Here is a 20636-nt window from a genome sequence, read left to right on the forward strand (position 1 = left end):
ACCATGGATGACGTCTTCGCCGCCGCCGAGCGGTTCCTCCGGGCCGAGGCCCGGCTGCTGGAGCAGCGCCTGTTCGACACCCTCTTCCACGACGCGCCGGCCACCGGGGTCGTCGACGCGCTGCGCGGCTACCGGAACGCCGACGGCGGCTTCGGCCACGGACTGGAGCCGGACAAGTGCTGCCCGGCCAGCCTGCCGCTGGACGTGGAGGTCGCCCTGCAGACCCTGGTCGCCGCCCGCACCACCGATCAGCGGCTGCTGGCGGGCGCGGCCGGCTTCCTGCAGAGCGTGGCCGTCGACGGGGCGGTCTCGCTGGCCGCCCCGGTCATCGAGTCCTACCCCCGGGCCGAGCATCTGAGCGACTGGACGTACGCGCCGGGGCTGAACCCGACCGCGGGGCTGGCGGGGCTGCTGTACCAGCTGGACTTCGCGCACCCGTGGCGCGACGCGGCCACCCGCTACTGCTGGGCGGCGCTGGAGAACGGCCCGCCGCCCGAGGACGTGCACGCGATCCTGGAGGTGTTCGGTTTCCTGGCGCACGTGCCCGACCGGGACCGGGCGGACAAGCAGGTGGCCGTGGTGGCCGAACGCCTCATGACCGCGTCGATGTTCCACCTCGACCCCGAGTCCGACGGGTACGGCCTGACCCCCCTGCATTTCGCCCCGGCCGCGGACTCCCGCTGGCGGTCGCTGTTCACCGAAGCCCAGCTCAACGGCCACCTCGACCACCTGCTGCGGGCCCAGCAGCCGGACGGTGGCTGGCCGCTGGCCTGGGCGCCGCCGAGCGCCGCGGCCCGCCTGGCCTGGCGCGGCATGGTCACCCTGCAGGCCCTGCGCACCCTCGACTCGTACGGCCGGCTGCGACGATGAGGCCATGCGTGCGGTGATCTACGAACGGTTCGGCGAGCTGCCCGAGCTCCGCGAGGTGCCCGACCCCGCCCCGCCGCCCGGCGGGGTGGTGGTCGCGGTGCGGGCGACCGGGCTGTGCCGCAGCGACTGGCACGGCTGGCGCGGGCACGACCCGGACATCCGGCTGCCGCACGTGCCGGGCCACGAGTTCGCCGGCCGGATCGCCGCCGTCGGCGCGGGCGTCCGCGACTGGCAGGTGGGCGAGCGCATCACCGCGCCGTTCGTCTGCGCGTGCGGGCGCTGCCCGGCCTGCCTGGCCGGTGACCAGCAGGTCTGCCACCGGCAGGAACAGCCCGGCTTCACCTACTGGGGATCGTTCGCCGACCTCGTCGTGGTGCCCCGGGCGGAAACCAATCTGGTACGGCTGGGCGCCGGGGTCGACTACGCGGCGGCGGCGACGCTGGGGTGCCGGTTCACGACGGCGTTCCGGGCGGTGGTGCACCAGGGCCGGGCCCGGGCGGGCGAATGGGTGGCCGTGCACGGGTGCGGCGGCGTCGGGCTGTCCGCGGTGATGATCGCCGTGGCGGCGGGGGCACGGGTGGTCGCGGTGGACGTCTCGGCCGACGCGCTGGCGCTGGCCCGGCGGCTGGGCGCCACCGCCGTCGTCAACGCCGCGTCCCCGGGCGGGTCGACAGCCGATCTGGTGCGGGAGATCACCGGGGGCGGGGCGCATCTCTCGCTCGACGCGCTCGGCAGCCAGGTCACGCTCACCGCCTCCGTCGAGGGGCTGCGCCGGCGCGGACGGCATGTGCAGGTCGGTCTGCTGCCGGCGGTCAGCGGGCGGCCCACCGTACCGATGGAGCTTGTCGTCGCGCACGAGCTGGAACTGCTCGGCAGCCACGGGATGCCGGCGCACGCGTACCAGGAACTGCTGCCGCTGGTGGAGACCGGCGCGCTGCGCCCCGCCGAGCTGATCACCGGTGAGCTCGCGCTGCCCGACGCCGCGGCGGCCCTGGCCGCGCTGGACGGCCCGGCCCGGGCCGGCATCCAGATCATCGTGCCCTGAGTAGTCCTTTGGTACGACGTGGTGGCCGGGCCCCTCTCGTACGATCAGCGGGTGCACGACCTGCTCCGCTCGGTCTGGGACGAGCCCCGCCCACCGCACCCGCCGACGCGGGTGTGGCGGGACTGGGCGCTCGTCGCCGTGCTCGTGCCGCTCGCCGTGCTCGAGGCCCTGCTCCGGCCCGAGCTGCCCTGGCGGGTCGTGTCGGCGGGCCTGGTCCTCGCGCTGATCCCGACCCTGCTGTGGCGCCGGACCCGGCCGCTGCTGATGATCACGATCGGCTTCGGGGTGAGCGGGCTCGCCCCGGTGGTGTTCCCGGGCGCCACGCTGGAGACGTACTCGATCGCCTTTCTGCTGATCCTGCCGTACGCCCTGCTGCGCTGGGGTTCCGGCCGCGAGATCGTGCTGGGGGCGGCGGTGATCCTGGGCAAGGTCGGGCTCGGCGCGGCGGCCGGGCAGCTCGGGGTGGCCGACCTGGGCGCCGGGTTCGCGATCCTGTCCTGCACCGGGGCGCTGGGGCTGGCGCTGCGCTGGCGGGCCCGCGCCCGGCAGCGCGAGCTGGAGCAGGTCAAGCTGCTGGAACGCGAACGGCTGGCCCGCGACCTGCACGACACCGTGGCGCACCACGTGTCGGCGATGGCGATCCGGGCCCAGGCCGGGCTGGCCACCGCGCCGACCGACCCGGCGGCGGCCACGGACGCGCTGCGCGTGATCGAGGCCGAGGCGTCCCGGGCGCTGGCCGAGATGCGCGGCATGGTCCGGGTGCTGCGGCACGACCCGCCCACGGCGCCGGCCCCCGATCCCGGGCTGGCCGACCTGACCGCGCTGGCCGGCCAGGGCCGGGCCGGGCCGCCGGTCGAGGTGGACATCACCGGCGACCTCGCTGACCTGCCCGCCCCGGTGCGCACGGCGATCTTCCGGATCGCCCAGGAGTCGGTCACCAACGCCCGGCGGCACGCCCGGCACGCCGGCCGGATCCAGGTCCGGGTCAGCACCGATCCCACCTCGGTCCGGCTCCAGGTCACCGACGACGGCAGCGGGCCGCGGGCGACCCGGCCCACCGGTTACGGGCTGATCGGGATGGCCGAGCGGGCCGGCCTGCTCGGCGGCACCTGCGAGGCCGGGCCCGGACCGGACCGGGGCTGGACGGTCACCGCCGTGCTGCCCCGCAGCGGCTCCGCGGCGTGAGCATCCGGGTGGTGGTCGCCGACGACCAGGAGATCGTCCGGACCGGGCTCACGATGATCCTCAACTCGCAGCCCGGCATCGAGGTGATCGGCGAGGCGGCCAACGGGCAGCGGGCCGTCGAGCTGGCCCGGCACCTGCGCCCGGACGTGTGCCTCTTCGACATCCGGATGCCCGGCGTCGACGGCATCGCGGCGACCCGCGCGCTGGCCGGCCCGGACGTGCCGGACCCGCTCGCCGTCATCGTCATCACGACCTTCGACCTCGACGAGTACGTCTACGCCGCGCTGCGCGCCGGCGCCCGGGGGTTCCTGCTCAAGGACGCCGGGACGGTGATGCTGGCCCAGGCCGTGCACGCCGCAGCCGACGGGGAGGCCCTGATCGCGCCGAGCATCACCGCCCGGCTGCTGCGGACCTTCGCCAGCTCCGGGCCGGCCGCGGCGACGCAGCCGATCGACTCGCTGACCGACCGCGAGGAGCAGGTCCTGGCGGCGGTGGCCCGCGGGCGCACCAACGCCGAGATCGCGGCCGAGCTGCACATCACGCTCAGCACGGTGAAGACCCACGTCACCAGCCTGATGAACAAGCTGCAGGCGCGGAACCGGGTGGAGATCGCGATCTGGGCGTACGAGACGCACCGGGTGCACGGGCGCTGACCCCGCCGAAAGTACGGCCGGGTGACCGGACCTGGGACGGATGGGCGGGCGCGCCCCGCTCGGCACGATCGGGTCATGACGAAACCCGCTTCCCGCACCGACCGGCGAGTGACCGTGGGGCTGCTCGTGCTCAGCGCCGTACCGGTGATCGCCGGCGCCTCCCGGGTGACCCAGCTGACCGCCGGCGCCGCGGTCACGCCGGCCAACGAGCGGTTCTTCGCCGTGCCGCTGCCGGTCGTCGCGCACATCATCGGCGCCAGCCTGTTCTGCCTGCTGGGCGCGTTCCAGTTCCATCGCGGGCTGCGCCGGCGCCGGCCCCGCTGGCACCGGCTCGCCGGCCGGGTGCTGGCCCTGTGCGGGATCGTCGCCGCGCTGTCCGGCATCTGGATGACCCTGTACTACCCGCTGCCGGTGAGCGACGGCGCCCGGTTCGGCGTCCTCGGCATCTCCCGGCTCGGCTTCGGCGCGGTGATGGCCGCGGCGATCGTGCTCAGCGTCGTGGCGATCCGCAGGCGCGACATCGTCCGGCACCGCGCCTGGATGATCCGCGCGTACGCGATCGGCCTGGGCGCCGGCACCCAGGTGTTCACGCTCCTGCCGTGGATGCTGCTGCTGGGCCAGCCGGGCGTCGGCACCCGGGCCGTGCTGATGAACGCCGCCTGGGTGATCAACCTGCTGGTCGCCGAGTGGGTCATCCGGCGCCGGCCCCGGCGCCGCTCACCCGTCCCGGCGGCCCCGGCCGGCGCCCCGGCGACCGTCGGACGCTAGCCGCGGTCCGGGGCGATCAGCGACCACACCTGGGTGTCGTGCCGTACGCCGTGGAAGAGGAACTCCCCGCGCCGCACCCCGTCGAGCCGCATGCCCAGCCGGCGGGCGACGTTGGCGCTGGCCACGTTGTCGGGGCGGCACTGCCACTCGACCCGGTACATGCCGCGGACGTCCATCGCCCAGTCGATCAGCAGGCGCACCGACCGGGTGATCAGGCCGTGGCCCCGGCCCGCGGGCTCCAGCCAGCAGCCCACCTCACACGTGCCGGCGACCGCGTCGAAGTGCACGAACATTGCGCCGCCGACGAGCGTCCCGGCGAGCCAGATGCCGTGCAGGCGGGCGCGGTCGGCGGCGGCGTTGTCGGCGTAGCGCTGCAGGGTGGCCGTCGCGGACTCCAGGTCGGTGCTGCGTTCCGCCCAGGGGATCCACGGGTCCACGCTCTCCCGGGCCCGGTCCATGTGGGCCAGGAACTCCGCCGCCTGCCACGGCTCCAGCGGGCGCAGCTCGGCGCCGTCACCAAGATCGATCGCGTACATGCCGGCAGCTTATCGAGCAGAATCACAGCCAGCACTCAACGAATTCACCGGCAAAAGCCGCATAGTGGAGAGCACGCCCGTCCGGCTTGGGAGGTCTCATGGGTCTTGTGCTCACCATCGTGAGCCTGGTGTTGCTGCTGGTGCAGGTGTTGCTGATCGTCCGCGCGGTGCTCGACTGGGCGGTGACGCTGGCCGGCCCGTCCGCGTACGGCTCGGTGCGCTCCCGGCTCTCGGCCGGGGTCTTCGCGGTGACCGAACCGATCCTCGCCCCGGTCCGCCGGCTGGTCCCGCCGCTGCGCCTCGGCGGGATGTCGATCGACCTGGCGTTCATCATCGTCTTCCTGGCCATCGTGATCATCCGCTCGCTGATCGGCTGACCCGACGGCACAACGGCCCGGCCGACCACTCGGCCGGGCCGTCACTCTGCTCAGGCCGGCTCGGCACGGCGCCGCCCGGCAGGACAGCGCCCGGCCGATCGCCCGGCCGGGCCGTCGGTTTGCTCAGGCGGGCTCGGGAACGGTGCCGCCGTCCGGCACGTTGCCCGGGTCGTCCGGGCCCGGCATCGGTTCGACCGGGGCCGGCGGCAGGGTTTCCGGGGTGTCCGGGGACAGCTCGCCCGGGTCGTCCGGCACGGGCTCGGTCGGGTCGATCGGCGGGTAGTTGTCCGGGTCAGGACCTGGCTGCACCATGGTCACCAGTGTGCCCGACCGGCGGGGTGAGCCGCAGACCAGCCGGTCCTCGGCGCGGCGGCAGCGCGACCAGGGTCAGCGCCAGCGCCGCGGCCGCGCCCACCCCGAGCGCCAGGGACGGGAAGACCGTGAGCACGAACTCGGCGAGCTCCACGCCCGCCGGTTGCGGCCCGCTGTGCAGGACGAACATGACCGCCAGGGTGGCGTACCCCAGCGTCACCGCGGTGGCCACCACTGCGGGGATCCCGATCAGCGCACGCCGCGCCGGGCTGTGCCGGCGGAACCGCCGGTCCGCGGCCCGCACCAGCAGCCAGCCGAGCGCCGCACCGAGCAGGAACCCGGCCACGGCCAGCACCTTCGCGCCGACCGGGGTGGCCTTGGCCGCGACGACGATCGCCTCGGCGCCGTCCGGGGTGTCCCTGACCTGCAGCCCGACCACCAGCCCGCCGCGGGTGAGGTCACCGCGCGGCGCCGCCCGCCAGCCCTGCGCGGCGAGCCGGCTGCGCGCGGCCGCCTCGACCGCGGCCGCCCCGGTCCCGCGCAGGTGGTAGGTCACCGCGACCACGTCCGTGCGTTCCGGCTCCGAGTCGTAGGAGACCACCCCTTCGCCGGTGGCGTCGGGGCAGAAGTAGTCGCAGACCACCACGGGCCCGGGAGTGTCGATCGGCTGCCGCCCGATCGCGGTGACCGCGGCGGCCACTGCGTCGGCCTCGGCGGGCGGCCCGGGAAAACCGCTCACCCGTACGGCGGCAGCCGAGCCGAGCCAGCCGAGGATCAGCGCACCCGCCACGCCGACGGTCCGAGCCCAGGTCACCACGCGTCCCATGGCGTCAGCCTCGCACACGGGCACCCGCCCGGACAGCACCACGATCCCGCGGGCCGGGGTGAAGAGGCGGGCTCCGGTCGCACAGCAGGGGCCAGCTCAGAGTTGCCGTGAGCGGCCGGCTCAGGGCGGCCGGTTCAGGCGCCCACCTCGCCGTCGATGCCCTCGCGCAGGAAGTCCGCGTGGCCGTTGTGCCGGGCGTACTCGTGGATCATGTGTAGCAGCACCAGGCGCAGCGAGACGTGCTCGCCCCACCGCGGCTGGTAGCCCGTCACGTCGAGTGATTCCGCCGCCTGCTCGATCCGGCGGGCATGCTCGACCTCCTCCTGCCACGCCCCGAACGCCTCGGCCCGGGTGGACGCCGAGCCGTCGTACGCAGCCTGGAAGTCGCCGTCGGCTGACCAGCGCAGCGGGATGTCCTCGCCGTTGATCACCCGGCGGAACCAGGTGCGCTCGACCTCGGCCAGGTGCCGGACCAGGCCCAGCAGGGTCAGCGTCGACGGCGGCATCGAGCGTTGCCGCAGTTCCTCGTCGGACAGACCCTGGCACTTCATGGCCAGCGTCGCCCGGTGGTAGTCCAGGAACGCGCGCACTGTCTCGCGTTCCCCGCCGAGCAGGGGCGGGCCGATCCGGTCGTCCTGCACAGGTGTGTCCTCACTCGTTGCGGGCCGCCTCCGGGCCGGTGATCCGGCGCAGCAGCGGCATCGTGGAGGCGATCACGGCGAGGGACGCCGCGAGCCCGCCGACCACGATGGCATAGAACGAGATCGTCGGTGGGCTCAGCGACAGCTCCATCTGGGCGGTCAGGAACAGATGCGCGGCCAGCAGCCCCGCGGCCAGCGCGACCACCGAGGCGATCACCAGCGGCGTCACGCTCTCCAGCGCCACCACCCGGCGCAGCGTGCCGAGCGGCACCCCGGTCAGCCGCAGCATGCTGAACGGGCGCTTGCGCTCGCTCAGCCCGCCCGCGACGCTCACCGCCAGGCTGCACCCGGCGATGGCCAGGCTCGCCAGGATCACCACGTTCGCCAGCCGCTTCCAGCCCTCGAAGACCCGCGCGGATTCCGCCCGGAACTCGACCTCGGAATACGGCGAGTAGAGCATCGGGTGGGCGAGCTGCAGGGTGGTGCGGGCCGTCTCGAGCGCGGTGACCGAGCCGTCCGTCCGGGTCACGATCGCCTGGGCGCGCAGCGCGGGCAGCGTGGCCGGGTCGACGTCGGCGGTCGGCCAGACCCCGGTCCAGTCGTCCGGGCCCAGCAGTCCGGGCCACACCCAGGCGGTCCGGGCGCCGGGCGCGCACCGGCCGGCGGCCGGGATCCGGGCGAGATCGGCGCACGCGGCCAGCGAGCTCGGCCAGCCCCAGTTGCCGATCGGGTCCGCCGGCGGCGCCAGGTTCGCCGGCGGCACCCGGGTCACCGCGTTCGCGAGCACGCCCGGCTGGCCGCGCAGCGCGGCCGGCACCGGATCGCCGGCCGGCGCGGCCCGCTCGTCGCGGAAGAGCGTGACCAGCGAGGCGGCGCTCGGCGACCGGGCCGGCACGTTCTGCTCGGCGGCGATCGAGCCCATCACGCCGACCGCGACGCTGGTCACGAAGAGCGCGAGCACCAGGCCGCTGACCGAGCGGAAGCCCGCCCGGGGATCGTCGGCGAGCCGGCGCGCGGCGATCAGCGAGGCCGGCCGCCGGGCCCGCGCGGCGATCAGCCGGGAGCCGGCCATGGTCAGCCACGGCCCGGCCACCAGCAGGCCGATCATGATGACGAAGATGCCCGGGAGGAAGGCCATGATCTGCGCGTTCGTGCCCGGCGGCCGGCGGCCGACGAAGTAGGCCAGCTCGGCGAGCCCGGCGACGAGCGGGATCAGCCGCCACACACGCGGCGGCCGTGGGGTGACCCGGCGGGTGACGCCCAGCGGGGAGATCCGCACCCGGCGCAGGGCGAACCGGGCCGCGAGCACCGCCAGCAGCGGCACGCCCAGCGCCACGGCCGGCGCGGTCACCGGGCCGAGCGCCAGGTCCGCGGGGAACAGCGGCGCGCCGGTCAGCGGGATCGCGGCGAGGGTGCCGCGCAGGGCGAAGAACAGCAGGAAGCCCAGGGCGGTGCCGGCGAGTGCGGAAACGGTGGCCTCGACGGCGGAGACCACGGAGACCTGCGCCGGGGTCGCGCCGACCAGCCGCATCGCCGCGAACCGCTGCTCCCGGCGGGTGGCGGCGAGCCGGGTGGCCGTACCGATCAGGATGAAGAGCGGGAAGATCAGCGCCGCCGCCACCACCGACAGGATGAGCTGCAGGCCGGCGGTCGGGATGCCGGCCCAGCAGCCGTACGGGCAGTGGGTCGGCGCGGTGGTCGCGAGGGTGCCGACCCGGGCGACGCCGGGCCGCCGCGACAGCTCCGCGGGGTCGTACCCGACGACGGCCACCAGGGAGTTCGGGGCCGGCAGCGCCGCGGGGCCGATCGTGCCGGCCAGGCGGCGGCCGGGGAAGCGGTCGGCCAGCTCGGCGGCCGGGGTGGCGGCGATCAGCTTCGCCAGCTCCGGCGACGCGTAATACTCCCCCGGGCCGGGCAGCCGGGGCAGGCCCGGCGGCACCGGCGACCGCGGGCCGGTCGCGGCGAGATCAACCCGACCGACGGTACGCCGCTCGAAGCCGTCCACCCGCAACTGCCACCACAGTGGATCGGCGCCCCGCTCGGCGCCGGGCTGGTTCGCCGAGTTGGCCCAGCCGTACCGGTCGTTCTGGCTCGTGACGCCGTGCAGCCCGGTGAGCGCGAACAGCAGCATCGCCACTCCCAGGGCGACCGCCAGCGCGATGACCGTCAGGCGTACCAGTGCCTCCCGGCCACCGGCCAGGGTGAGCCGCAGCCCGAAGCGGATCATGCGATCGCCTCGGCGGCGAGCGAGTGCACCCTGCCGTCGCGCACCACGACCTCCCGATCGGCGTACGCCGCGACCCGGGCCTCGTGGGTGACCAGCACAACCGTGGTGCCCTGCTCGCGGGCGGCGCCGACCAGCAGGTCCATGACGTGCTCGCCGGTGAGCGAGTCGAGCGCGCCGGTCGGCTCGTCGGCGAACAGCACCCGCGGCCGGGCCACCAGCCCGCGGGCGAGCGCGACCCGCTGGGCCTGGCCGCCGGAGAGCTCGCCGGAGCGCCGTTCCGCCAGCCCGTCGAGACCGAGGCGGCCGAACCAGGACCGGGCCTCGGCCACCGCGGCGGCCCGGCGCACCCCGTTGAGCAGCAGCGGCAGGGCGACGTTCTCCTGCGCGCTGAGCTCCGGGACGAGCTGGCCGAACTGGAACACGAAGCCGAACTTGTCCCGGCGCAGGCTGCTGCGGTCGGTCTCGCCGAGCTGATCCACCCGCCGGCCCGCGAAGCGGATCTCGCCGGCGTCGGGCACCAGGATGCCGGCGAGGCAGTGCAGCAGGGTGGACTTACCGGAGCCGCTCGAGCCCATGATGGCCAGCAGCTCCCCCTCGGCGACGGCAAGATCGGCGCCGCGCAGCGCGGGCGTCTCGCCGAACGACAGCACCACGTCGCGCGCCTCGATGATCGTCATGGGTGGACCTCCTTGGCCAGGGCCTCGAGCCGGGCGGCGGTCAGATCGATCCAGCGCAGGTCCGCCTCCAGGTGGAACAGGCCGTGATCGGCGAGCAGGGCGTCGACCAGGCTGCCGGCGCGCTTGATCTCGGTGAGCTCACGCATCCGCCGCAGGTGGGCGGCGCGCTGGGTGTCGAGATAGGCCTCGGCGTTACGGCCGAGCATGAGCGCCAGGGTGACCTTGGCGAAGAGCACGGTCTGCAGATGCGGCTCGGCGGCGACCGGCTCGCTCAGCCAGGCGTCCACCTCGGTGGCGCCGAGATCGGTGATGACATACCGCTTGCGGTCGGGTCCCCCGCCGGGCTCCAGGTCGCTGATCACGACCTTGCCGTCGCGGGCGAGGCGGGACAGGGTCGCGTAGACCTGGCCGAAGGAGAGCGGCTTGCCCCGGCCGAAATAGGCGTCGTAGTCGCGCTTGAGGTCGTAGCCATGGCTGGGCTCGCGTTCGAGCAGCCCGAGAAGGGTCAGCGGCACCGTCATGCGGAGGACTATACGCTGAGAGTATACGCCGAGGGAATACCGACTCCGAGCCCACGACAAAATATTCAGTGGCTGAGTGAGTGCTCGCTCATTAGTCTTCCCCGGGTGACCTCCGCACAGAGTCCGCGACGCCGACGGGTGCCCGCCATGGCCCCCGAGGATCGGCGTGCCGCGCTCATCGCCGCCACCCTGCCGTTGCTGCACGAGCATGGGCTCGACGTCAGCACCAGGCAGATCGCCCAGGCCGCCGGGGTCGCCGAGGGCACCATTTTCGGCGTCTTCCCGGACAAGCGGTCGCTGCTGGTCGCGGCGATCACTCAGGCCTTCGACCCCACGCCCACCCTCGAGGCGATCGCCGCCATCGATCGGCGGCTGGATCTGCGGGCCCGGTTGTCGGCCGCCGCGACGCTGATCGGCAACCGGTTTGCCGGCAACGCCCGGTTGCTGCACGCGGCCCGGCTCGCCCACCACGCCGGCGATCCCGAGGGGGTCGCGCGGATGAACCGGGCCCGGGAGCAGCTGCTCGCCGGGCTCGCCGCCCTCATCGAGCCGGACGCCGGGCAGCTGCGCCGCGAGCCGGCCGAGGTGGCCCGGCTCGTTCTGCTCTTCTGCGGAGCGAATACCTACGGCCCGTTCGGTGACCGCCGCGTCGACGGCGACGAGTTGGTGTCGTTGCTGCTCGACGGGCTGCTGGTGGTCACCGACGGCACGTCCGAAGCGGTGATCCCGCTGATCGCCGCCCGACCTGACCAGACCCACGGGGGTGTCTGACCGGTGCTTGTCCGACTTCTGCGCGCGCGGCTCCAGCCGTACCGGAACGAGATTCTGCTGGTGGTGTTCTTCCAGTTCGTCGCCACGCTCGCCACGCTCTATCTGCCCACCCTGAACGCCGACATCATCGACAACGGCGTGGTGCCCGGCGACACCGACTACGTGATGATGGTCGGCCTCGAGATGCTCGGCATCACGCTGGTGCAGATCGCCGCCCAGGTGGCCGCCGTCTACTTCGGCGCGCGGACCGCCATGGCCGTCGGCCGCGACATCCGGGGTGCCATCTTCGACAAGGTGCTCGGCTTCTCGGCCCGCGAGGTCGGGCAGTTCGGCGCGCCGTCGCTGATCACCCGCACCACCAACGACGTCCAGCAGGTCCAGATGCTGGTGCTGATGACGTTCCTGCTGATGGTCTCCGCGCCGATCATGTGTGTCGGCGGCATCCTGCTGGCGCTGCGCCAGGACGTGCCGCTCTCCTCGCTGCTGCTGGTCGTGGTGCCGGTGCTGGTCGGCGTGGTCGCGCTGATCATCATCCGGATGCGGCCGCTGTTCCGCACCATGCAGGTGCGCATCGACAAGGTCAACCGGGTGATGCGCGAGCAGATCACCGGCATCCGGGTGATCCGCGCGTTCGTCCGCGACGACCGCGAGCAGGCCCGCTTCGGTGTCGCCAACGCCGAGCTGACCGACGTCTCGCTGCGGGTCGGCCGGCTGATGGCGCTGATGTTCCCGACCGTGATGCTGCTGGTGAACGCCTCCAGCGTGGCGGTGCTGTGGTTCGGCGGGCACCGGATCGACGACGGCTCGATGCAGATCGGCGCGCTGACCGCGTTCCTCAGCTATCTCATGCAGATCCTGATGGCGATCATGATGGCCACCTTCATGTTCGTGATGATCCCGCGCGCCGAGGTCTGCGCCGAGCGGATCGACGAGGTGCTCGTCCTGCCGTCGAGCGTGGTGATCGCCCCGCGGCCGGTGACCGAGCTGCCCCGGCACGGCTTCCTGGAGCTGCGCGGCGTCGACTTCCACTACCCGGGCGCCGAGGCGCCGGTGCTCAGCGGCATCAACCTGACCGCCCGGCCGCGCGAGATCACCGCGGTCATCGGCAGTACGGGCAGCGGCAAGACCACGCTGCTCAACCTGGTGCCCCGGCTGTTCGACGCGACCGGTGGCACCGTGCTGGTCGACGGGGTGGACGTGCGGGAGCTCGACCCGGCGCTGCTGTCCCGCACGGTCGGGCTGGTGCCGCAGAAGCCGTACCTGTTCAGCGGCACCGTCGCCTCGAACCTGCGGTACGGCAACCCGGACGCCACCGACGAGCAGCTGTGGACCGCGCTCGAGGTGGCGCAGGCCCGCGACTTCGTCGAGCGGATGGAGGGTGGGCTGGCGGCGCCGATCGCCCAGGGCGGCACGAACGTCTCGGGCGGCCAGCGGCAACGGCTGGCGATCGCCCGGCTGCTGGTGCACCGGCCGGAGATCTACCTCTTCGACGACTCGTTCTCGGCGCTGGACTACGCCACGGACGCGGCGCTGCGGTCGGCGCTGACCGCCCACATCGCCGACGCCACCGTGGTGATCGTGGCGCAGCGGGTCAGCACGATCCGCGACGCCGACCGGATCGTGGTGCTGGACAACGGATCGGTCGTCGGGACGGGCACCCACAGCGAACTCATGGACGGCAACCCGACGTACCGGGAAATCGTTCTTTCTCAGCTCACGGAGCAGGAGGCCGCGGCATGACCGAGCGAAGCGAGCGTCATGATCGCGTTTTGGTCCGGCTTCTTCGTTTGGGAGGAACAGCATGACCGCGCCTGTTCGCAGGCCTGGCGGACCGCCGATGGGCGGGCCCGCGGCCCGCATGATGGCCGGCCAGATGCCCACCGAGAAGTTGCAGGATTTCAAGGGTTCCAGCAAGCGGCTGCTGCGGATGCTGCACCCGCAGCGGGTGCTGGTCGGCGTGGTGCTGCTGCTCGGCATCACCAGCGTGACGCTGTCGGTGATCGCCCCGCGCCTGCTCGGGCACGCCACCGACATCATCTTCGACGGCATCGTGGGCAAGGGCCTGCCGGCCGGGGCCAGCAAGGCGGAGATCGTCGAACGGCTGCGCGCCGAGGGCGAGACCAACCGGGCCGACATGCTGGCCTCGATGGACGTGATCCCCGGCCAGGGCGTCGACTTCACCCGGCTCGGGCACGTGCTGCTCTGGGTGCTCGCGCTCTACGTGGCGGCGTGGGCCTTCGGGGTGTTCCAGGGCCGGCTGACCGCGACGGTGGTGCAGGCGACCGTGTCCCGGCTGCGCGAGCAGGTCGAGGCGAAGCTGTCCCGGCTGCCGCTGTCCTACTTCGACCAGCAGCCGCGCGGCGAGGTGCTGAGCCGGGCGACCAACGACACCGACAACATCGCGCAGACGTTGCAGCAGACGTTCAGCCAGCTCGTCACGAGCCTGCTGACCATCATCGGCGTCCTGGCCGTGATGTTCTGGATCTCGCCGCTGCTGGCGTTGATCGCGCTGGTCACCGTGCCGGTGTCGGTCTGGGTCACGACCCGGATCGGCAAGCGGTCCCAGCCGCAGTTCGTGGCGCAGTGGGCGACCACCGGGCGGCTCAACGGCCACATCGAGGAGATGTTCACCGGCCATTCGCTGGTCAAGGTCTTCGGCCGCGAGCACGAGGCGGCGGAGGTCTTCCGCGAGCACAACGACAAGCTGTACGCGTCCAGCTTCCGCGCCCAGTTCATCTCGGGCCTGATCCAGCCGGCCATGATGTTCATCAGCAACGTGAACTACGTGCTGGTGGCAGTCGTCGGCGGGCTGCGGGTGGCCTCGGGTTCGCTGTCGCTGGGCGACGTGCAGGCGTTCATCCAGTACTCCCGGCAGTTCAGCCAGCCGCTGACCCAGGTGGCCAGCATGGCGAACCTGGTGCAGTCCGGGGTGGCCTCGGCGGAACGGGTGTTCGCGCTGCTGGACGCGCCGGAGCAGTCCGCCGAGCCGCCGGGCCCGGTGCTCGGCGACACCGTGCGCGGCCGGATCGCGTTCGAGGACGTGTCGTTCCGCTACCTGCCGGACCGGCCGCTGATCGACAACCTGTCGCTGGCGGTGGAACCGGGGCAGACGGTGGCCATCGTGGGCCCGACCGGCGCGGGCAAGACGACGCTGGTCAACCTGCTGATGCGCTTCTACGACGTCACCAGCGGGCGGATCACCCTGGACGGCGTCGACATCGCCTCGATGCCGCGCGAGGAACTGCGCGAGCACATCGGCATGGTGCTGCAGGACACCTGGCTCTTCGGCGGCACGATCCACGACAACATCGCGTACGGCGCGGACCACCCGACGCCGGAATCGGTGGCCGAGGCGGCGTCGGCGGCACACGTGGACCGCTTCGTCCGGTCGCTGCCCGACGGCATGGACACGGTGATCGACGAGGAGGGCTCGAACGTGTCGGCCGGCGAGAAGCAGCTGATCACGATCGCCCGGGCGTTCCTGGCCGAGCCCAGCATCCTGATCCTGGACGAGGCGACCAGCTCGGTGGACACCCGCACCGAGGTGCTGATCCAGCGGGCGATGAACACACTGCGCCAGGGCCGGACGTCGTTCGTGATCGCGCACCGGCTGTCGACGATCCGGGACGCGGACGTGATCCTGGTGATGGAACACGGCGCGATCGTGGAACAGGGGACGCACGACGAGCTGATCGCGGCCGAAGGCGCCTACGCCCGGCTGTATTCGGCGCAGTTCGCTCAGGCCGCGGTCGACGTCGACCTCGACTGATCGGCGCCCGGCCGGCGCGTAGGGACGGAACGGCGGAAGGGGGCGGCCCGGTGGGCCGCCCCCTTCGTCAGTGCCGGATGGTTCAGCGAATCCGCAGCCGCAGGCTCATGGAGGTGTTGGTCAGCAGACCGACATCACCGTCGCCGTAGACCGTCGCCTTGTAGAGGTACGACGCGCCCGACCTGAGGCCGGTGAGCACCTTGACGTACTTGCCGTTCGCATCGAGCTGGCCGAGGCCGACCGTGCTCCAGGTGCCGTTGCTGTTGGCCCGCAGGATCCGGACCGACAGGCCGGCGACCCGCGGGTCACCGAAGACGCTCAGCGTGGCAACGCCCCGGCTGGAGGAACGGACGTAGAGGTCCGGGTCCTCCTTGAGGTTCACCTTGACCGGCTCCGACTCCAGGGCGCCGACAGCCGTCCGGAACCACCAGCCGGTGGTGGTGAACTCCGGGAAGAAGCTGTAGTCGCCGTCGGGCGTGCTGGCCGTGGTGGTGCCGAGGCTCTGCCACGGCTTGTCCTCGTCGGCGCCGATCGGCGTGCCCCAAAGGGTGACCGTGGCACCGGCTGCGGCCGTGCCGCTCAGCTTCAGCGAACCGACGCCGAGCCGGTAGCTGGCGGCGGAGGTCAGGGTCGGAGCCGGAGCCACCACGCCGCCGTCGCTGGCCGCGATGGTGATGACACCGTCGATGACCTTGCCGGCGCCGAGGGCGGTGCCGGTGGCGAGGATCGTCTCCGGGCCCTCGCTGGTGGTGTCATCGGTGATCTGCATCAGCTGACCGACGTTGTTCGTCGCGCCGGACGGGGTGCCGCCCGTGACGTACACCAGAACCGTGCCCGGGTCGGTGTAGTCATCCGCCGACGCGGCGACGCTGCCGTTCACCGACGCACCCCGGAACGACACGCTGTAGATGCTCGTGTCCTGCGAGACGCCGACCGTCGTGAACTTGACCTGGACCTTGTCGCCCTCGGTCACGGTGGCGCTGGTCACCTCGATGGAGGGTGCAGTGTCGTCGTTGGTGAGGGTGAGGGTGGCCGTCTTCTGCGCGAGTGCCACATTCGTGCCGATCGGCGTGAGCTCGACCTGCATCGACTCCGTGGGCTCGAAGACGTCGTCCCCGTTCACGAGGAAGTAGACATAGCCGGTGGTCTGCCCCGCCGGAACGAACGCCGTCGTCGGAGGCTCCATGTAGTCGAGCGCGCCCGGCGCCGGCGCGGAGCTCGCGGAAGTCGTCGCGCCGCCCGGGCCCACGCCCGGAATGTCGGCAACGGTGAACTCCACGTTGGTGGAAGCGGCGTTGGACAGCTTGACCGGGAACACCGCGACGGAACCGCCGTTGCCCTCAGCCATCGTCATCGATCCGAACGTGACGGTCGGCTTGGCGTCGTCGTCGGTGATCTGGATGCTGACCGGGGCGAGGCTGCCCGGCACGGTCGCGGTCGAGCTCGAGAGCTCGAGGTCGAACTCCTCGGTGCCCTCGTAGATCGAGTCGCCGATGACGTCCACGGAGAACGTCTTGGTCGTCTCGCCCGGAGCGAACGTCAGCGTGCCGGTGGCAGCCGAGAAGTCCAGGCCGTCGGCGGCGGTGTCGCTGGTGACGTCGTAATTCACGGCCACCGTCTTGGCGGACGCCTTGCTCAGGTTCACCGTGAAGGTCTGCGCCGTCTTTCCGGTGTTGCCCTCCGGCACCCGTCGGGTGCTGGGCAGCAGCGACACGGTCGGGCTGTCGTCGTCGTCGTTGATCGCACCGGTGGCCTCGATGTCGGTGCCAAGGTCGGCGATTGTCGCGTTCGACAGGGTCGCGTGCATGTCCTCCGGGCTGACCTCGTCGGTCGCGTCGGCCGTCGTGTTGACGGTGAGGGTCTGCTCCGTGTTCGCGGTCGGGTTCCCGACGTTCATCGTGGCGGCGGGGAACGTGATCGTCGTGTTGGAGACCGCGGTGTAGTCCTCGCCGGCCTTGGCCGTGCCGTGCTCGGCAGCGGTCGCCGGGTCGAGGTCGGAGCCGGAGCCGTCCGCGGTGCTGGCGGACACGGTGACCGCCCGCTCCGACAGGCCCGAGAGGTTGACCTTGAACTTCAGCGGGTCGCCCTCGTCAGCCGAGATCGGGTCGATCGTGACCTGAGGCGCGAACTCGTTGTCCGAGATGGTGACCGTGGCGGAATCGGTGCCGGTGACCGTCGCGTCCGCGGTTCCCGTGACCGTGAAGGTCTGGTCCGACTCCTCATACAGCAGGTCGTTGGTGATCGAGACGTTGACCGTGTCGCTCACGGTCTGGCCCGGGAGGACGGTCAGGCTCGTGGCCCCCGGGATGGCGGTGTAGTCCTGACCAGCCTTGGCACTCACGTCCGCCGATGCGATCGGGATGGTGACCGTCTTGCCGGACTCCGCCAGCAGCTTCGCGGTGACGGCCACCGATCCGGCTGCCTCACCCGGGCTGAGGTCGTCGATCTCCAGCTCGTAGGCGGGGGCGCTGTCGTTGTCGGTGATCGTGACAGTTGCCGTCCCGACGGCAACGACGCCCTCCATGACGGTCACGGTGAAGGTCTCGTCGATCTCGTCGAGGTTGTCCTCGGCGATCGGGATGACGATGTCGTAGGAGTCCGCCACGGCGGGAGTCGCCACGTTGGCGGGGATGGTGTGGGCCCCCGCCTGGGTGCCGGTGTAGTCGTCAGGCGTCTCGGCAGTGACGTCGGTGGTCGTCCACGTGATGTTCCGGGCCGCCTGAGTGGCGTCGCCGGCACGGTTGACCTTGATCGTCACCGAGCCGGCGGCCTCGCCGACCGAAACGGTGTTGCTCTGCAGGCTCAGCGCTCCGTCGGCCATGGCCGGCGATCCGATGACGACGGTCGGCACCAGGCCGAGCACGCCGGCGACTGCGACCGAGAGAATCTTCTTGGTCGACTTGGGGCCACGCAGCATGAACGGAACCGAGCCGCTCTTGGCCGCATGGGCTGGTGAATAGCGCATGTGTTTCTGTCTCCTTCGGCGGCTGGGCCGCCTCCCACTCCGGGAGGTCCCTAGCTTTGCGTCCCCGCCTCTCGACGGGTTTGCCTTTCTCGGTGCCGCACGCGACGGCTGGCGCGGGCCGCTAGCGCGGCACATAGCTCGCACTTCGGAACTGCGCCGTCCGTACTGTAACCAGGCGATTGCCGCCTTGGAGGGGAATTGGACTTTTAGGTCGGATGGCCCCTTGGATACGTTCTTGTGTCTATTTCTTCTTACCCGATCGCGCCGATCGCAAGCTCCCTACCAGCGCAAATGTCAAATCTTGACGATGACAAGTATCCGCTGGTAACTTCGCGGCATGGCCGGTTACCACCACGGGAATCTGCGGGAAACGCTCCTCGCCGGAGCCGCCGGCGTCATTGCCCGCGACGGTGTCGGCGCGCTCAGCCTGCGGGCTCTCGCCGTTGATATCGGGGTCAGCCACACCGCTTTCCGGCGGCATTTCGGCAGTCGCGAGGGGGTGCTCAATGCGCTCGCCGTCCGGGGCAATCGGGCGCTCGCCGAGCGGCTGCGGGCGGCCGCCGCGGCCGGGTCGTTCGTCGACGTCGGCGTCGCCTATGTGCGGTTCGCGCTGGACGAGCCGGGGCTCTTCGCCGTCATGTTCCGGTCCGACCTGCTCGACAACGACGCTCCCGAGCTGATTTCCGCGCGCACCGAGGCTATGGCGCCGCTGCGTGCCGGGGTTCGCGCGCTCGGCACCGCCGATCCGGTCGCCGCCGAGGTGGCCCACTGGGGCGTCGTGCACGGCGTCGCCACGCTCGCGCTGACCGGCACCCTGACCGGCGCGCTCGGCGGCGACCAGCAGACAGACGTCACGGCGCTCGCCCGGCGGGCGCTTTCCCTCCTGCACCCCTGACCGAAGGATCCGACATGCTCGACAACGCCCAGCAGATCCTCGCCGGCGCCGTGCTGCTCTCAATGATCGGCATCGCCTACGGCGGCACCTTCCTCCTGCAGGTCAGCCGGGGCAGTGTCCCCGCCAACGAGCTCCAGCAACGCTTCTACCGGGCGGGCCACGCGCATGCCGGCGTGCTGGTCATCCTCGGCCTGCTGGTCCTGCTGCTCACCCGGCTCAACGACGTCGCCGGCCTCTGGCAGACCCTCTCCTCCGGCGTCCTGCTCGCCGCCATCCTGATGCCCGCCGGCTTCTTCCTCTCCGTGCTCGGGCGGGACCCGCAGCGGCCCGGCAAGCTGATCGCCCTGCTCTGGGCCGGCGCCGCGTCCCTGGTCGTCGGTCTCGGCTCGGCCGGCTTCGGGCTCATCCTGGCCGGCGCCCGCTGACGGACCGCGCCACCGGCAGCCAGCTCAGCAGCACGCCCAGGGCCAGCAGCGCCAGGAACGGCAGCCGCCACGTCCGGCTCACCCCGGGCGGAAGCGGCGCCGGCTGGGCGGCCACCCACGGCCGCGCGGTCTTCGACCACGCGAGAAAGGCATCACCGATCGGGAGTACGCCCGCCGCATAGCGTTTGGACCACGGCGTCGACACCGGTACGCCGATCAGCTCCCCGTAGTTCGCCAGCGCCCCGGCCAGCCGCCCGTCCCCCTGCACCGCCGCCGCCCCCAGCGTCACCGCCGTCGCCGACAGGCTCACGCCGAGCGGCAGCGGCCCCGAATCCACGTCCCCCGGGCCGTCCCGTCCCACCGGATACTCGCGCACCGCCGGGCCCAGGCGCAGCGGCCGCACCACGAACTGCGTCCGGAAACGCAGGTACTGCGACCGGGCGAACGCCGGATCGATGTCGACGAGGAAACGCTGGATGATGCTCTGCGACGTGCCCCGGGCAACAGACGTGGGCGCGCCCGACACCGGGTCGACGGTGTGCGGCAGCAGCCCGGTCGCCGGGTCGAGACGCTGCCGGACCCCGGACAGCCAGCGCTCGATCGTGCCGGCGTACCGGGGCGGGCCGAGCTTGTCGTGCAGGCGCAGCGAGGCCACCGCGACCGTCGAGTCGACCGGCCAGGCCTGCCCCGGGTACGCCGCCAGGAACGGTGTCGGCGCCGCGTCGAAGGCGGCGGCCAGCGCGGCCGAGGCGGCGTCGAAGTCCCGGCGCAGCGCCGGATCCGGGTGGAGCGACAGGATCCCGCCGCGCAGCCAGTTGCTCCAGCCCTGGTAGAAGACGCCGTACGCGGGCGCGAGACCGGCGTCGAACGGCTGCCGTCCGGCCGGGGTCGCCAGCCGGTCCAGCGCCCAGCGGGCCTCCCGCAGGTCCGGCGCCGGGTCCGCCGCGGTCCGGCCCAGGTCGACGTGCGCGAGGCCGTAGAGCGCGTGCAGGAAGAAGTAGCCCTCGGGGAACAGTTGCTGGGCCTGCTCGGCGGCGCCGGCGTCGAGCTGGGCGCGCAGGAACGTCAGCTGCTGGCGTACCCCCGGGGTCTGCTGCGGGGTGACCAGCCGCGCGGCTGCCACCAGGGCGATCAGGGTGACCAGGACGGCCGCGATCCGGCGGAGCATGGCCC

The 20636-nt window shown here is 72.5% G+C and carries 20 protein-coding genes and 1 riboswitch; of the genes, 11 read left to right on the forward strand and 9 right to left on the reverse strand.

Features of this window, described 5'->3' with window-relative positions; all coding sequences use genetic code 11:
* Positions 1–3: 3 nt before the first annotated feature.
* From ACIBQZ_RS35570 to ACIBQZ_RS35590, 5 genes are all read left to right on the forward strand, one after another.
* Positions 4–870, forward strand: coding sequence for a hypothetical protein (locus ACIBQZ_RS35570; protein WP_396093251.1), 867 nt, complete (start codon positions 4–6; stop codon positions 868–870).
* A gap of 4 nt (positions 871–874) precedes the next feature.
* Positions 875–1915 (forward strand): zinc-binding dehydrogenase, encoded by a 1041-nt coding sequence (locus ACIBQZ_RS35575; protein WP_396093252.1) that lies wholly within the window; start codon positions 875–877, stop codon positions 1913–1915.
* A gap of 51 nt (positions 1916–1966) precedes the next feature.
* The gene (locus ACIBQZ_RS35580) at positions 1967–3100 is read left to right on the forward strand and encodes a sensor histidine kinase (protein ID WP_396093253.1); all 1134 of its coding nucleotides are present in this window, start codon (positions 1967–1969) and stop codon (positions 3098–3100) included.
* Complete coding sequence (locus ACIBQZ_RS35585; protein ID WP_396093254.1) at positions 3097–3753, forward strand: response regulator; 657 nt, start codon at positions 3097–3099, stop codon at positions 3751–3753. The genes ACIBQZ_RS35580 and ACIBQZ_RS35585 overlap by 4 nt, the downstream gene beginning before the upstream one ends.
* Before the next feature lie 75 nt (positions 3754–3828).
* Positions 3829–4521, forward strand: a complete 693-nt coding sequence (locus ACIBQZ_RS35590) for a DUF2306 domain-containing protein (protein WP_396093255.1) — start codon at positions 3829–3831, stop codon at positions 4519–4521.
* Here ACIBQZ_RS35590 and ACIBQZ_RS35595 read toward each other — a convergent pair.
* Complete coding sequence (locus tag ACIBQZ_RS35595) at positions 4518–5057, reverse strand: GNAT family N-acetyltransferase (RefSeq protein WP_396093256.1); 540 nt, start codon at positions 5055–5057, stop codon at positions 4518–4520. The genes ACIBQZ_RS35590 and ACIBQZ_RS35595 overlap by 4 nt on opposite strands.
* A gap of 98 nt (positions 5058–5155) precedes the next feature.
* On the opposite strand from ACIBQZ_RS35595, the gene ACIBQZ_RS35600 reads away from it, so the two are divergent.
* The gene (locus ACIBQZ_RS35600) at positions 5156–5434 is read left to right on the forward strand and encodes a YggT family protein (RefSeq protein WP_396093257.1); all 279 of its coding nucleotides are present in this window, start codon (positions 5156–5158) and stop codon (positions 5432–5434) included.
* 123 nt (positions 5435–5557) lie between these two features.
* Here the strand turns inward: ACIBQZ_RS35600 and ACIBQZ_RS35605 are convergent, their stop codons facing one another.
* The 6 genes from ACIBQZ_RS35605 to ACIBQZ_RS35630 form a co-directional block, all read right to left on the reverse strand.
* Positions 5558–5746: a hypothetical protein gene (locus ACIBQZ_RS35605; RefSeq protein ID WP_396093258.1), complete on the reverse strand. Its 189-nt coding sequence runs from the start codon at positions 5744–5746 to the stop codon at positions 5558–5560.
* Positions 5727–6572 (reverse strand): hypothetical protein, encoded by an 846-nt coding sequence (locus tag ACIBQZ_RS35610; RefSeq protein ID WP_396093259.1) that lies wholly within the window; start codon positions 6570–6572, stop codon positions 5727–5729. The genes ACIBQZ_RS35605 and ACIBQZ_RS35610 overlap by 20 nt, the downstream gene beginning before the upstream one ends.
* A 134-nt stretch (positions 6573–6706) precedes the next feature.
* Positions 6707–7213 carry a DinB family protein gene (locus ACIBQZ_RS35615; protein WP_396093260.1) on the reverse strand — a complete coding sequence of 169 codons (507 nt, stop codon included), beginning with the start codon at positions 7211–7213 and terminating at the stop codon, positions 6707–6709.
* 10 nt (positions 7214–7223) lie between these two features.
* Positions 7224–9440: an FtsX-like permease family protein gene (locus ACIBQZ_RS35620; protein ID WP_396093261.1), complete on the reverse strand. Its 2217-nt coding sequence runs from the start codon at positions 9438–9440 to the stop codon at positions 7224–7226.
* The gene (locus ACIBQZ_RS35625; RefSeq protein WP_396093262.1) at positions 9437–10117 is read right to left on the reverse strand and encodes an ABC transporter ATP-binding protein; all 681 of its coding nucleotides are present in this window, start codon (positions 10115–10117) and stop codon (positions 9437–9439) included. The genes ACIBQZ_RS35620 and ACIBQZ_RS35625 overlap by 4 nt, the downstream gene beginning before the upstream one ends.
* Positions 10114–10638 (reverse strand): PadR family transcriptional regulator, encoded by a 525-nt coding sequence (locus ACIBQZ_RS35630; protein ID WP_396093263.1) that lies wholly within the window; start codon positions 10636–10638, stop codon positions 10114–10116. Before ACIBQZ_RS35630 ends, ACIBQZ_RS35625 begins: the two co-directional genes overlap by 4 nt.
* A 147-nt stretch (positions 10639–10785) precedes the next feature.
* Here ACIBQZ_RS35630 and ACIBQZ_RS35635 point away from each other — a divergent pair, with 147 nt between their 5' ends.
* The 3 genes from ACIBQZ_RS35635 to ACIBQZ_RS35645 all read left to right on the forward strand — a co-directional run bounded on the left by ACIBQZ_RS35635 (position 10786) and on the right by ACIBQZ_RS35645 (position 15178).
* Positions 10786–11409 carry a TetR/AcrR family transcriptional regulator gene (locus tag ACIBQZ_RS35635; RefSeq protein ID WP_396093264.1) on the forward strand — a complete coding sequence of 208 codons (624 nt, stop codon included), beginning with the start codon at positions 10786–10788 and terminating at the stop codon, positions 11407–11409.
* Positions 11410–11412: 3 nt separating this feature from the next.
* On the forward strand, positions 11413–13149 hold the full coding sequence (locus ACIBQZ_RS35640; protein ID WP_396093265.1) for an ABC transporter ATP-binding protein: 1737 nt from the start codon (positions 11413–11415) through the stop codon (positions 13147–13149).
* Positions 13150–13210: 61 nt separating this feature from the next.
* Entirely contained in the window at positions 13211–15178 is a 1968-nt protein-coding gene (locus tag ACIBQZ_RS35645; protein WP_396093266.1) for an ABC transporter ATP-binding protein, read from the forward strand.
* A gap of 82 nt (positions 15179–15260) precedes the next feature.
* Here the strand turns inward: ACIBQZ_RS35645 and ACIBQZ_RS35650 are convergent, their stop codons facing one another.
* Complete coding sequence (locus ACIBQZ_RS35650) at positions 15261–18143, reverse strand: Calx-beta domain-containing protein (protein WP_396093267.1); 2883 nt, start codon at positions 18141–18143, stop codon at positions 15261–15263.
* Positions 18144–18157: 14 nt separating this feature from the next.
* A riboswitch (cyclic di-GMP riboswitch) is annotated at positions 18158–18238 on the reverse strand.
* 242 nt (positions 18239–18480) lie between these two features.
* On the opposite strand from ACIBQZ_RS35650, the gene ACIBQZ_RS35655 reads away from it, so the two are divergent.
* Together ACIBQZ_RS35655 and ACIBQZ_RS35660 are read left to right on the forward strand one after the other, a co-directional pair.
* Positions 18481–19038, forward strand: coding sequence for a TetR/AcrR family transcriptional regulator (locus tag ACIBQZ_RS35655; protein ID WP_396093268.1), 558 nt, complete (start codon positions 18481–18483; stop codon positions 19036–19038).
* A gap of 14 nt (positions 19039–19052) precedes the next feature.
* Positions 19053–19463 carry a hypothetical protein gene (locus ACIBQZ_RS35660; protein ID WP_396093269.1) on the forward strand — a complete coding sequence of 137 codons (411 nt, stop codon included), beginning with the start codon at positions 19053–19055 and terminating at the stop codon, positions 19461–19463.
* Here ACIBQZ_RS35660 and ACIBQZ_RS35665 read toward each other — a convergent pair.
* The gene (locus ACIBQZ_RS35665) at positions 19441–20631 is read right to left on the reverse strand and encodes a hypothetical protein (protein WP_396093270.1); all 1191 of its coding nucleotides are present in this window, start codon (positions 20629–20631) and stop codon (positions 19441–19443) included. The genes ACIBQZ_RS35660 and ACIBQZ_RS35665 overlap by 23 nt on opposite strands.
* Positions 20632–20636: the final 5 nt, after the last annotated feature.

Origin of the sequence: Actinoplanes sp. NPDC049599, from assembly GCF_044465625.1 — a bacterium.
Lineage (GTDB): Bacteria > Actinomycetota > Actinomycetes > Mycobacteriales > Micromonosporaceae > Actinoplanes.

Bases quoted from the DNA above. Each gene is read 5' to 3' on its own strand.
- ACIBQZ_RS35605 (WP_396093258.1), bottom strand. From the start codon at position 5,746: ATGGTGCAGCCAGGTCCTGACCCGGACAACTACCCGCCGATCGACCCG.
- ACIBQZ_RS35630 (WP_396093263.1), bottom strand. From the start codon at position 10,638: ATGACGGTGCCGCTGACCCTTCTCGGGCTGCTCGAACGCGAGCCCAGC.
- ACIBQZ_RS35590 (WP_396093255.1), top strand. From the start codon at position 3,829: ATGACGAAACCCGCTTCCCGCACCGACCGGCGAGTGACCGTGGGGCTG.
- ACIBQZ_RS35620 (WP_396093261.1), bottom strand. From the start codon at position 9,440: ATGATCCGCTTCGGGCTGCGGCTCACCCTGGCCGGTGGCCGGGAGGCA.
- ACIBQZ_RS35595 (WP_396093256.1), bottom strand. From the start codon at position 5,057: ATGTACGCGATCGATCTTGGTGACGGCGCCGAGCTGCGCCCGCTGGAG.
- ACIBQZ_RS35650 (WP_396093267.1), bottom strand. From the start codon at position 18,143: ATGCGCTATTCACCAGCCCATGCGGCCAAGAGCGGCTCGGTTCCGTTC.
- ACIBQZ_RS35570 (WP_396093251.1), top strand. From the start codon at position 4: ATGGATGACGTCTTCGCCGCCGCCGAGCGGTTCCTCCGGGCCGAGGCC.
- ACIBQZ_RS35575 (WP_396093252.1), top strand. From the start codon at position 875: ATGCGTGCGGTGATCTACGAACGGTTCGGCGAGCTGCCCGAGCTCCGC.
- ACIBQZ_RS35645 (WP_396093266.1), top strand. From the start codon at position 13,211: ATGACCGCGCCTGTTCGCAGGCCTGGCGGACCGCCGATGGGCGGGCCC.
- ACIBQZ_RS35600 (WP_396093257.1), top strand. From the start codon at position 5,156: ATGGGTCTTGTGCTCACCATCGTGAGCCTGGTGTTGCTGCTGGTGCAG.
- ACIBQZ_RS35655 (WP_396093268.1), top strand. From the start codon at position 18,481: ATGGCCGGTTACCACCACGGGAATCTGCGGGAAACGCTCCTCGCCGGA.
- ACIBQZ_RS35635 (WP_396093264.1), top strand. From the start codon at position 10,786: ATGGCCCCCGAGGATCGGCGTGCCGCGCTCATCGCCGCCACCCTGCCG.
- ACIBQZ_RS35660 (WP_396093269.1), top strand. From the start codon at position 19,053: ATGCTCGACAACGCCCAGCAGATCCTCGCCGGCGCCGTGCTGCTCTCA.
- ACIBQZ_RS35610 (WP_396093259.1), bottom strand. From the start codon at position 6,572: ATGGGACGCGTGGTGACCTGGGCTCGGACCGTCGGCGTGGCGGGTGCG.
- ACIBQZ_RS35665 (WP_396093270.1), bottom strand. From the start codon at position 20,631: ATGCTCCGCCGGATCGCGGCCGTCCTGGTCACCCTGATCGCCCTGGTG.
- ACIBQZ_RS35625 (WP_396093262.1), bottom strand. From the start codon at position 10,117: ATGACGATCATCGAGGCGCGCGACGTGGTGCTGTCGTTCGGCGAGACG.